At 33.0% G+C, this 12,588-nt stretch carries 9 protein-coding genes; 1 reads left to right on the top strand and 8 read right to left on the bottom strand.

Features of this window, described 5'->3' with window-relative positions:
- The first annotated feature begins 96 nt into the window (after positions 1-96).
- Positions 97-2,079, top strand: coding sequence for a cation:proton antiporter (locus tag AC1RO3_RS02050; protein ID WP_481761373.1), 1,983 nt, complete (start codon positions 97-99; stop codon positions 2,077-2,079).
- 39 nt (positions 2,080-2,118) lie between these two features.
- On the opposite strand, the gene lepA is transcribed toward AC1RO3_RS02050, so the two are convergent.
- The 8 genes from lepA to AC1RO3_RS02010 all read right to left on the bottom strand — a co-directional run bounded on the left by lepA (position 2,119) and on the right by AC1RO3_RS02010 (position 12,451).
- Positions 2,119-3,960: a translation elongation factor 4 gene (lepA, locus tag AC1RO3_RS02045; protein WP_481761374.1), complete on the bottom strand. Its 1,842-nt coding sequence runs from the start codon at positions 3,958-3,960 to the stop codon at positions 2,119-2,121.
- A 122-nt stretch (positions 3,961-4,082) separates the two neighbouring features.
- Complete coding sequence (dnaJ, locus tag AC1RO3_RS02040; protein WP_481761375.1) at positions 4,083-5,222, bottom strand: molecular chaperone DnaJ; 1,140 nt, start codon at positions 5,220-5,222, stop codon at positions 4,083-4,085.
- 125 nt (positions 5,223-5,347) lie between these two features.
- Complete coding sequence (dnaK, locus tag AC1RO3_RS02035) at positions 5,348-7,183, bottom strand: molecular chaperone DnaK (RefSeq protein WP_481761376.1); 1,836 nt, start codon at positions 7,181-7,183, stop codon at positions 5,348-5,350.
- Between the two features lie 25 nt (positions 7,184-7,208).
- A complete protein-coding gene (grpE, locus tag AC1RO3_RS02030) occupies positions 7,209-7,805 on the bottom strand; it encodes a nucleotide exchange factor GrpE (protein WP_481761377.1) in 597 nt (198 codons plus the stop codon).
- Between the two features lie 17 nt (positions 7,806-7,822).
- Entirely contained in the window at positions 7,823-8,866 is a 1,044-nt protein-coding gene (gene hrcA / locus AC1RO3_RS02025; protein WP_409022460.1) for a heat-inducible transcriptional repressor HrcA, read from the bottom strand.
- A gap of 154 nt (positions 8,867-9,020) precedes the next feature.
- Entirely contained in the window at positions 9,021-9,965 is a 945-nt protein-coding gene (ribF, locus tag AC1RO3_RS02020) for a riboflavin biosynthesis protein RibF (RefSeq protein ID WP_481761378.1), read from the bottom strand.
- Between the two features lie 16 nt (positions 9,966-9,981).
- Positions 9,982-10,887, bottom strand: a complete 906-nt coding sequence (gene truB / locus AC1RO3_RS02015; protein WP_481761379.1) for a tRNA pseudouridine(55) synthase TruB — start codon at positions 10,885-10,887, stop codon at positions 9,982-9,984.
- A gap of 157 nt (positions 10,888-11,044) precedes the next feature.
- Complete coding sequence (locus tag AC1RO3_RS02010; RefSeq protein WP_481761380.1) at positions 11,045-12,451, bottom strand: tetratricopeptide repeat protein; 1,407 nt, start codon at positions 12,449-12,451, stop codon at positions 11,045-11,047.
- Positions 12,452-12,588 lie beyond the last annotated feature (137 nt).

Raw genomic sequence — 12,588 nt, 5'->3', positions numbered from 1 at the left:
GTTATTTTAGATAACTTAGCCTTTTATTATGTTGTTAAATTTAGACATGTGTTAAAATAGACACCATTCTAAATTGAAATTATTGGAGGCAATATTATGGATTCACTATCTGCTATCTTATTATTACTTGGTGGCGTGGTTATCGCAAATGTGATTGCTGTTAAGTTTCCAAAAGTTCCACAAGCTTTTTATCAAATTGGTATAGGATTAGCGCTTTCTTTATTACCAAATTTCCAACATTTCGAACTTAACCCAGAATTATTTTTTATGATAATCGTTGCACCTATTATTTTCAATGAAGCCCAAAATACATCTAGAAGAGCATTAGCTAGAAATATTTTAACGACGCTTTCATTAGCCATCATTTTAGTTGGTGCAACAATAATTGTCACTGGGTTTTTAGTTCACTCAGTCTTACCTGATTTATCACTTGCCTTAGCATTTGCGTTAGCAGCGATTGTCACACCCACAGATACAGTAGCAGTATCTTCAGTGACAAAAAATTTACCGATTCCTGAGTCAATGATGAATATATTGGAAAATGAATCCTTGTTTAATGATGCATCTGGTATTGTTGGTCTTAGTTTAGCATTAACTGCTTTCTCTTCAGGTACTTTTTCTATGAACGAAGGTCTAAGTGCTTTTAGCACATCATTTTTTGGTGGACTCTTAATTGGTGCATTTTTAGGATTAGTATTCGTTAAAATAAGGTTAACGTTACTAAATTGGCACATCGAAGATACAGCAATTATGATTCCAATTGAAATAATAACTCCTTTTTTAATTTATTTTATATCTGAAGAATTAGGTTGTTCAGGTATTTTAGCAGTCGTTGCTGCCGGTTTAATTCATGGTGTTCAAAAAGATCGTTTACGGTTATCTTCAACTAAATTACAATTTATATCAAGTAGTATTTGGAAAGTACTTACAGATGCTTTAAATGGGTTTGTTTTTGTAGTTCTAGGTTTAACATTGCCTACTGTTACCTCGGATTTATTAAAAAGCTCAGGATTTAATTCACTAATTTTACTTGTTATTAGTATTGGTATTTACTTTATTATGACACTAATGCGTTTTCTATGGTCCCACTTCCTATTAAAAAATTTATCAACAAAAGACGATTTTACATTTGCCCTAAGTGGAATTCACGGAACAATTACACTATCCATGGCATACTCATTACCATTAGTAACTGTTTCAGGAATTGAATTCCCTATGAGAAATGAAATCATTTTTATAGCTGCATTAGTTATATTAATTAGCATGTTAGTTCCTACTTTCCTACTACCGCACTTAATTACCAAAAAGAATGAGATTACTATTTTAGAAAATATTGGTGAAATTCGTTCTAAGATGGTTATTTACACTGTTGAACAACTTAATGTCACAAATATTCCTAGTCCAGAAAGACAAACAGTAATTGAAACGCTATATAACCAACAAAATTTTTTAAAACGGCCTAAAAAGAGTGATTTTTATGACCTATTAGAAAAAACACAAGAAATTGAAGAAAATATTTTGCATGAATTATTATCGAGTGGTCAGGTTTCTGAAAAAACTGGTTCTTGGTACGAAAAGTATCTTGCTACAACTTATCAATCAACCCGTGGATTTTCACTTAAACATCTCATAATACACTTGAAATTCTATTCACTTCATTTATTTAAACATTTTGCTATTAAGAAAGGCGAAAAAGCGCTATCTCAGGTTACTGAAAATCAAAAAAATACTTTCAAAAAATATTATAATAATACAAAAGATGACTTTATTTTAATGGAGGAATCTAGTTATCAGGCAGCAATTACTTATTTAACCTCTATTACCACTGTTGACAATTCAATGGCCGTTACTCTGGTTAGACAATTTTTATCAGTTAGACACAGAAGAATGTTTTCAAATGAGACTGAACTTATCTTACAAAATAATATTTTTATAAATGCCTTTCAATTAGAATATAATTTTGTTCAACTTCAATTAGAACAAAAATTAATCACCCCTGCAACGGCAAATCTGTTAAGAGAACAAATTTCATACGATGAGATGGTTTACATGCAAAATAATGAAGCATACTTATCATAAAAAAAACGACAACCAGACTTTTCCGGTTGTCGTTTTTACTTATTTTTTCTTAGATTCTTCATCTTCATCAATTTTCAAGACTGCCATAAATGCTTCTTGTGGAATCTCAACATTACCAACTTGTTTCATTCGTTTCTTACCAGCTTTTTGTTTTTCCAAAAGTTTCATACGGCGTGTTCGATCTCCACCATACAATTTAGCTGTAACATCCTTACGGTATGCTTTAATATTTGTTCTTGCAATAATTTTTTGTCCAGCAGCAGCTTGAACTGGAATTTCAAACATTTGGCGCGGAATTAATGATCTTAATTTATTGACGATACCTTTTCCACGTTCAAAAGAAAAATCACGATGAACAATAAAACTCAATGCATCAACTGCTTCACCATTCAACAAGATATCAACTTTAATTAAATCACTTGGACGGTAACCCTCTTCTTCATAATCCAGGGATGCATATCCACGTGTATTAGATTTTAATTTATCAAAGAAATCAAAGATAATTTCTGATAAAGGCATATGATAAATAATATTTACACGGAATTCATCTAAGTAATCCATCGTCTCAAAAACACCACGTTTTTTTTGACAAAGTTCCATGACTGCTCCAACATATTCATTAGGTACCATAATACTTGCTTTCACATAAGGTTCGTTAATTTGCTTAATTGATGATGGTTCTGGCATTTCAGAAGGGTTAGAAACAATTATTTTCTCACCATCAGTTAAATCAACATGATAAATTACAGATGGTGCCGTTGTAATCAAATCTAACCCAGATTCACGTTCTAACCGCTCTTGGACAACATCCATGTGTAATAACCCTAAAAATCCACAACGGAACCCAAATCCTAGTGCTTGTGACGTTTCTGGTTCAAATTGTAAAGCAGCATCATTTAATTGTAATCTTTCAAGTGCCTCACGTAATTCATTATATTTTGAATTATCTACGGGATATAACCCACAATAAACCATAGGATTAATTGCACGGTAACCATCTAGTGCTTCAGTTGCTGGATTGTCAGCTGAAGTTACTGTATCACCAACTCGTGTATCTCGAATATCTTTAATTGCCGCTGTAACATACCCAACATCTCCGGCCATTAAAAAATCACGATTAACTGCTTTGGGTGACATAACCCCAACTTCAGTCACTTCATATTTTTTCTTACTATTCATTAATTCAATTGTGTCGCCAGGTTTTACAACACCGTCAACCACCCGAATACTCAAAACAACGCCACGGTAACTATCATAGATTGAATCAAAAATTAAAGCTTTCAATGGTTTTTTTAAATCACCATTTGGTGCAGGAATTTTCGTTACAATCTGTTCCAGCATCTCTTCAATACCAATACCATTTTTAGCACTTGCCAGAACGGCATCAGAGGCATCTAATCCGATAACATCTTCAATTTCTTTTTTTACCATTTCAACATTAGCAGATGGTAAGTCAATTTTATTAATAACTGGTAAAATCTCCAAATCATCATCAATCGCTAAATAAACGTTTGCGAGTGTCTGTGCCTCAACACCTTGAGCAGCGTCTACAACAAGTACAGCACCTTCACAAGCCGCCAAACTCCTTGAAACTTCATAAGTGAAATCAACATGTCCTGGTGTATCAATTAAATGAAAGATATATGTTTCACCATCTTTAGCAAGATAATGTAATTCAACCGCATTTAATTTAATTGTAATTCCACGTTCTCGTTCAAGATCCATCGAATCGAGTAATTGATTTTGCATCTCACGTTTAGTAACTGTATCAGTCATCTCGAGGATACGATCCGCAAGTGTGGATTTTCCATGATCAATATGTGCTACAATCGAAAAGTTTCGAATATGTTTTTGTCTATCTTGCATTTCTTCAAAATCCATTAATAGCGTCCTACTTTCTTGTTTCTATCTCTTCTGATTATAACAATCAACGCTACTAAACACAATTACAGTTCGCATACAAAAAAATAGAATCATCTTAGAAGACGATTCTATTTTTAACTTTATTTCTTATTTTTAAATTGATCTTTTAACTTATCAAATAAATTACCTTCGCCAACAACGTTTTTACCGCTAGCTGTAGCAAATTCTTTCAAAGCATCTTTTTGTTCTTTTTTAAGATTACGAGGTGTTTCAATATTAACCGTCACTTCTTGATCACCATTACCCTTACCATGTAATTTAGGCGCACCCTTATCACGTAATCTGAAAGTCGTTCCAGTCTGTGTTCCAGCGGGAATCTTCATTTTTACATCTCCATGAACGGTTGGAACCGTTACTTCGTCGCCCAATGCAGCTTGGACAAAGCTAATTGGAACATCAATGTAAATATCAGGACCTTCACGGTCAAATGTGCCACTAGCCTGAACTCTAAAGATAATGTATAAATCTCCATAAGGTCCACTATTTTCACCAGATTCACCTTGTCCTTGAAGACGCATCTGTTGACCATCTTCAACACCAGCAGGAACAGTTACTTTAACTTCATGTCTTTCATCAATATGGCCTGATCCATGACATGTATCACATTTTTCTTTAATCTCTTTACCTGTACCATGACAAATATCACATTCTTGTTCAGTCATCATGTTTCCAAGTGGCGTACGACGCTCAACTTGGATAGTACCTCGACCACCACATTTATGACATGTAATTGGAGAAGTTCCAGGTTTTGCTCCAGAACCAGAACAAGTAGCACATAGACTTTTACGATTGTATTTAATTGTTGATTCTTTACCAAAAACACCTTCATTAAATGTCAATGTCATCTCGTATTGCAAATCACGACCTGCTCGTGGAGCGGTTGGATCTTGGGAAGCACCACCACCGCCGAAAAATGAACTGAAAATATCTTCAAATCCACCGCCGCCAAATCCACCTTGTTGTCCTTGACCACCAAATCCTCGGTAAGCACCACCTTGAGACCCAGCTGAACCATATTGATCGTATTCAGCTTTCTTTTGTGGATCACCAACTGTTTCATATGCTTCAGTGATTTCTTTAAATTTATCTTCGGCACCAGCATCCTTATTAATATCCGGATGATATTGTTTAGATAACTTACGATACGCTTTTTTTATTTCTTCAGGTGACGAATCTTTAGTCACACCAAGTACATTATATGGATCTTTGTTCTCTGCCATTCCGTACCTCCGAATAACCTTTTTGGTTTTTATTGCTCTAAATAGGATAACATGTCTAACATGAAATAAAAAGCCAAAGTCCCAAAGGCCTTTGACTTTCTATCACACTCAAAATTTAGTAAAGATTACTTCTTATCTTCAGGGTTAACTTCTTCGAAGTCACCATCGACAGTTTCATCTTTAGGGTCTTTAGCCGTGCCTTCAGCACCAGCTTCACCTTGAGCTTCTTGTGCTTGTTGATACAATTTAACAGTTAAGTCTTGAACAATTTTATTCAATTCATCTTTCTTAACTTTCATATCTTCAACATTGTTATCTTCTTGAGCTTTCTTCAAAGCATCACGAGCATCTTCAGCAGATTTAATTTCTTCTTCAGTTACTTTACCTTTTAATTCTTCCAAAGTTTTATCAACTGAGAATAATAATTGATCAACTTCATTCTTCAAATCAACTTCTTCTTTACGTGCCTTATCTGCTTCTTCGTTTTCTTTAGCTTCATTAACCATGCGTTCGATTTCGTCTTCTGCAAGACCACCTGAACTCTTGATTGTAATTTTTTGTTCTTTGTTTGTGCCTAAATCTTTAGCAGAAACGTTAACAATACCATTTTTATCAATATCAAATTTAACTTCAATTTGAGGGATTCCACGAGGTGCAGCAGGAATATCATTTAATTGGAAACGGCCTAATGTTTTATTATCAGTAGCCATTGGACGTTCACCTTGTAAGACATGGATATCAACGGCAGGTTGGTTATCTGCAGCTGTTGAGAACGTTTGTGACTTGCTTGTTGGGATCGTTGTATTACGATCAATTAACTTAGTAAAGACGCTACCCATTGTTTCAATACCCAATGAAAGTGGTGTTACATCAAGTAAAACAACATCCTTAACATCACCAGTAATGACACCACCTTGAATTGCAGCACCAAGTGCAACAGCTTCATCAGGGTTAACTGATTGGTTAGGTTTGTGATCTGTTTCTTTTTCAACTAATGCTTGAACAGCAGGAATACGTGTTGAACCACCAACCAAGATAACTTGATCAATATCAGCATTTGTTAATCCAGCATCTTTTAAAGCATTTTGAACTGGAATACGTGTACGTTCAACTAAGTCTTGTGTAAGATTATCAAATTTTGCACGTGATAATGTTGCTTCTAAATGTAAAGGTCCAGCAGCACCGGCTGTAATAAATGGTAAGCTAATTTGTGCACTAGTAACACCAGATACATCTTTTTTAGCTTTTTCAGCAGCATCTTTAAGACGTTGCATTGCCATTTTATCTTTTGATAAGTCAATACCATTTTCTTTTTTGAAGGTCTCAACTAACCAGTCCATGATTTTTTGATCAAAATCATCTCCACCAAGTTTAGTATCACCGTTTGTTGATAGTACTTCAAAGACACCATCACCTAATTCAAGGATAGAAACATCAAATGTACCACCACCTAAATCGAATACAAGGATTTTTTCATCTTTTTCAGTATTTTCAAGACCATATGCTAAAGCAGCAGCAGTAGGTTCGTTAACAATACGTTCAACTTCTAAACCGGCAATTTTACCAGCATCTTTTGTAGCTTGACGTTGTGAATCGTTAAAGTAAGCAGGAACTGTAATAACAGCTTGTGTTACTGATTCGCCTAAGTAAGCTTCAGAATATTCTTTGATGTATTGTAAAATCATAGCAGAAACTTCTTGTGGTGTGTATGATTTTCCTTGAATATCTACTTTGTAGCCTTCTTCTCCCATGTGACGTTTAATTGATGCAACAGTATCAGGGTTTGTGATTGCTTGGCGTTTAGCAACTTCACCAACTTGAGTTTCGCCATCTTTAAATGAAACAACAGATGGTGTTGTACGATTTCCTTCTGGGTTTGTAATAATTTTTGCTTCTTTACCTTCTAACACAGCAACAGCTGAGTTAGTTGTTCCTAAATCAATTCCTATAATTTTTGCCATAATTTATCTACCTCTTCTTATATTATTATTGAGCGACAACGACCATTGCTGGACGTAACACTCTATCTTTTAATTTATATCCTTTTTGAAGGACTTGAACAATTGTATCTGCTTTTTGATCATCAGAAGCTGGAACTGTTTGAACTGCTTGGTGAACATTTGGATCAAAAGTAACGTCATCAGTTGCAATTTCTATAACGTCATTATTAGTTAATGCTTTTTGTGCATCTTTATAAACTAATTCAATACCTTTTTTAAGTTGTTCGCCACTCTCAGTGTCAACCTCAATTGCCAATGCTCGTTCCAAATTATCGATAACTGGTAGAACATCTTTAGCTAATGATTGCCCGCTATACTTTAAGAGTTGTTCTTGTTCTTTCTTAAAGCGTGTATTCATATTTGCCATTTCGGCTTCTGCTCGTAAATATTTATCTTCCATTGTGTCTAAACTAGCTTGTAACTCAACTAATTTATCTGCATCAGAAGGCTTTTTACTAAATTTTTCTTTTACTTTATCAGTAACAGAACTTTTTTTCTCATTTTGATTAGTTGCTTCACTAGACTGATGTTGCTCTTGTGTAACATCTTCTTCAACTAAATCTTCTTTGGCATCTTTAACCACACACAACACCCCTTTTCTTATTTATCAAATTGTTGATAATAATCTAACAATTTTTTAGCAAGCTCATCACTAAATGCATCTAATAAACCAATCATTTTTGAATATGGCATATTTGTAGGACCCAATAATGCGATAACCCCTTGACCATGGTCACTAACATCATAACTAGCTGATATAAGACTATAGTTATCAAGTAATTGGTTCGTTAATTCCTCACCAATTTTAATTTGAATAGGTTTACCTTGAATTCCAATTAATTCACCAATATTCTTGTTATTTGATGTGTCTACTAAATCATATAATGATTTTAATTCATCCACGTTACTATCGGTAGCAAAATCTAATATATTAGATTTACCGCCAACAAAAACTTGTTCACGTGCTGCCTGCTTTAAAATATTACCAAAAATATCTAAAATACCAGCTGGCCTACGCATATAATTAACCAACATAACTGGGATACTTGTTCTTAACTTCTTAGAAATTTCAGCTAATGACAACCCAATTAATTGGTCATTCAACAACCTTGTTACGGCTTCTAAATCTGATCCGTTAATCGATTTAGGAATACTGAATGTCTGATTCTCAACAACGCCACTACTCATCACAAGAATAGCCATAATTCGATGATTTCCTAATGGTACTAATCGAAAACCTTCGAGACGACTTTCCATTGTTTCAGGTCGTAAAGAAATCGCTGTATAATTTGTTAAGTCCGAAAGAATCTTAGTTGATTCTGCAAATATTTCATCAATCTTTTGAAAATGAACACCAAGAGAATTTTGAATATTCGCTAATTCCGCTGCTGGAACAACGCCGGGTTTAACAATGTGATCAACATAATATCGATAACCTAAAAATGAAGGAATTCTACCAGAAGAAGAATGTGTTTTTTTAATTAACCCATTATTTTCCAATGTCACCATTTCATTTCTGATAGTTGCTGAACTTACATGCATTGGTAAAAAATCAACGACCGATTTAGAACCAACAGGTTGACCAACCTCTGTATATACTCTGACAATTGCTTCTAACACTAACATTTGTCTTTCTGTTAGCATGATCAATCACCTCTTTTTAGCACTTAACACAATGGAGTGCTAAGACAACTATTAATATACTAAATGTTGAGATTATTGTCAAGGAATGCACTCACTTTTTTAAAGAAAATGGCTGACTAAATATATCCTATTTAGTCAGCCATTAAACCAATACTTATATGTGTTGGTCAAAATAAGTATTAGTATTTTTTTTATCTTTATTTAATTGCGTAATTAATCCAGGAATACCTTCAAATTTAACTTCACTTCTCAAATATGCTAACCATTGAACCGTAACAATTTGGCCATAAATCATCTCGTTGAAATCAAATAAATTTATTTCGACCGTTAATTCACGATTTTTTCCAAACGTTACGTTGTAGCCAATAGATGCCATCCCACGATACCAGACATCACCAACCTGAACGCTAGTCACATATATTCCGGGTCCCGGAATTCGAATGTGTTCATTGAATTCTAAATTTAATGTTGGAAAGCCAAGTTCTCTACCTCTAGCTTCACCGTGAACAACTTTACCAAGTGTTTCATATTTATAGCCCAATAACTTATTAACATCGCTAATATGTCCGTTATCAATTTCCATTCTAATTCGAGATGAACTTATCTTTTGATGATTCGTCGCTAATTCAGGCACAGTAATAATTTCAAATTTTTGATTAGCATATAAAGGTAGTGTATCCATATTTGCGATATCTTTTTTACCATACGTATAATCAAATCCTGCAACTACTACCTTTACATGCAATGCAACCATATATTTATCGACAAAATCTTGTGGTTCCATTTTTGCTAAACTATTATTTAGCGTTAAAATATAAAAAATATCAACGCCTAATTGCTTCATTAATAATATTTTTTTTTCCATAGACGTTAAATATTTTACACTTTGTTCGGGTGCTTTTTGAAATTGTACTGACGGATGCTTATCAAATGTCATTACTGCAAGTTTAATATTTTTTTCGTTAGCTTTTTGCTTAGCTTCTTGTATTACTTTTTGATGTCCTAAATGAACACCGTCAAAAAAACCCATAGCAAGTGAAATAGAATCATTACTAATTTCGTTAGGGTTATACGGTTCAGTTAAATAAATAACTTTCATGTTCCAATATCTTCCTTTATCCTAAATCAAACATTGTCTCAGACTGATAACGATTTTTTTCACTATTCAATCTGTATAAACATCTAATTTTATTTTCATAAACTAGAGAAACTGTTGGCTCATTATTAAACGAATCAACTGCTAAAAATCCACCATTTTGGACAATAAGCCACTGTTCAGTTGTTAATTCATACCTTTTAAATGATGTTAGCGCTGTATCAATTGGATATAACAACGATTCTAACGTCCCATTGACTTTAGCCTCATTTAATTGGTCCAGGGTAAACGCCTTATCAATTCTAAAACCGCCGCTTTCCAGTCTAGTCAGGTCGGACATAACTGCAGGTACACCTAATTTTTTACCGAGATCAACAGCTAGCGTCCTAACATAGGTCCCTTTTCCACATGCAACTTCAAAATAAATTTTTTGTCTTTTATTTTCTAAATCATATTCTGTAGCTTTCGTTTGAATAAATGAAGTCACCGTTATTTGTCTTTCTGGACGTTCCACTGTTTCACCTTTACGAGCGTAATCATATAAGCGACGTCCGTTTACTTTAACAGCTGAGAACATTGGTGGAATTTGAATCATTGTACCTGTCATCTGGTTCATAACATCATCAATTTCTTCCGATGTGAAAGGATCTATAATCTCTTTTTCTTCGATTATTTCGCCATCTAAATCTTCAGTTTCTGTAGAGAAACCAAGTGTTATTTCACCCGCATATACTTTGCCAGAATTCATCAAATAGTTTACTGTTTTTGTCGCTTTACCAATACAAATCGGTAGAACACCATCAACATTTGGATCAAGAGTACCTGAATGACCAACTTTTTTGGTTTGAAAAATGCCACGACACTTAAAAACACAATCATGACTGGTCATACCACGTTCTTTGAATAGTGGAATAATTCCGTCCATTGTCTTACCTCCGTTAATATACTTTTAACAGTATATCATAATCAGTAAAACAAGGGATATCGATTCTAATTTTTATAAATATTGAAATTTCTATTTAAGAGATAACTATCTATCATCATTCCTAAATACCTATTTACCAACAGTTTTAGCTACGTTATTATTCACAAAACTTCCCATAAACATCATAATTTTTTATTCTTTCCATAACGTTATCCATTTCTTTTTGTAGTGCAGGCCGATTTTTATATTTCTTTTTCAAACCCTCACAAAGAGATATTGCTACTTCCTCATCTCCAAAGTTATTATACCGTAAAATATAATCGCCAATATTTTGATAGTCTTTTCTATTTTTAGCTTTAACTATTAAATCTTTAACTATGCTTTCAAACATCATGTTAGCTTCTTTGGGATATAGTGGGTAAATATATTTTCCATAATTCATAAATAAATTCAGATTTTTTTTAATTAATTGTAGCAAAATGGTAGCTTCGTTTTCATCTGCTAATATCTGTGCAAGTTGCCAATTATCAAGTGTTTTAGAAATGTTTTTCAGAATATCAGGGTATTCAGCTTTCCAAAATCCATTATCAACTAAAAGCTTTTTTAATTTTTTATAATCGGAATCATTGCCTTTATATAATGCCTGTTTTAAATACTCAATTCTTTTTTGAACTTGATTTGTCTCCTCATAGATAGTATCTAGTCGAGTATACCAAGGTTGTAAATATTGAATATTTTTATCATTATCTGTAATTAATTTTTTTAGTACTAATTTTTCTGCAACTTCATAGTCTTTTCTTGAAACAGCTAACTCAACTTTAAACATTCTAACATCATCAATATCTAAATTATTATTAATAATTTCTTCTGCTTCTTTAATTTTATTTACTTGGAAGAACAATTTAATTTTAAATAATAAATATTTACTTTTCCTATCTTGTTGTGTATATTCATCAAATCTTGTACTAATTTTATCGGCAATTTTCAATACTTTATCCGTATTTTTTGTATTTAGCAAAGGAAGAATGAGACTGAGTAAATCAAAATCACTCACCGCCCATTCATTCCAAAAATTTTTTTTAGCATATCGAATAACATTCGTAACAATTAATTTTTTCTTTTCATCTGCCCCATCTTTAACAGACAGTTTTTCTACATAAATCCGTATTTTAGAAAGTATACTCTCTTGCTCAATCATAAACCCTAATTCTGTATACTCACTGACCTTTACTAATTGTTCTAATAAATCTAATAATATTAACATAGGTGCTTTTAAATAATTTTGACTAAATCTCACGTCACAAATAGAGAGCAGATTATCGACTACTTCACTAATATTGTCGTATCCTCTCCACGAAACATACCCTTGTTTCCTATTTTCATAAATAATTTCTCGAATTCGTTCCTTTGCATCTTCTATTTCTTCTTCTTCATCCAAAAATCCCAAATCAGCTAATATATCATTCTTTATTTCGTATTTATTCTCAGTATATTTTGTTAGTAATCGAATTAATACTTCTTTTGACTGTGAAGTTAATAATTCTTTATATTGCTCTGAATTCAAATTAGTACCTCTTTCTAATATATATTTTGAAAATTAAATTAATTTTTTAAAGGAAATTACCACACTATCTAATGATTGTTGAATAGTGGTATAAGAAAAATTCATAATTCTTCAAATGAATTAGTATTCAACTACAC

It is taken from the genome of Dellaglioa sp. CoH-57-MRSF-19, assembly GCF_056781975.1.
The sequence above is the reverse complement of the archived record's forward strand: the minus strand, read 5'-3'. Positions and strand labels throughout refer to the sequence as shown.

Coding starts and splice junctions, on each gene's coding strand:
- dnaK (WP_481761376.1), bottom strand. CDS start 7,183: ATGGCAAAAATTATAGGAATTGATTTAGGAACAACTAACTCAGCTGTT.
- AC1RO3_RS02050 (WP_481761373.1), top strand. CDS start 97: ATGGATTCACTATCTGCTATCTTATTATTACTTGGTGGCGTGGTTATC.
- dnaJ (WP_481761375.1), bottom strand. CDS start 5,222: ATGGCAGAGAACAAAGATCCATATAATGTACTTGGTGTGACTAAAGAT.
- truB (WP_481761379.1), bottom strand. CDS start 10,887: ATGGACGGAATTATTCCACTATTCAAAGAACGTGGTATGACCAGTCAT.
- hrcA (WP_409022460.1), bottom strand. CDS start 8,866: ATGCTAACAGAAAGACAAATGTTAGTGTTAGAAGCAATTGTCAGAGTA.
- ribF (WP_481761378.1), bottom strand. CDS start 9,965: ATGAAAGTTATTTATTTAACTGAACCGTATAACCCTAACGAAATTAGT.
- lepA (WP_481761374.1), bottom strand. CDS start 3,960: ATGGATTTTGAAGAAATGCAAGATAGACAAAAACATATTCGAAACTTT.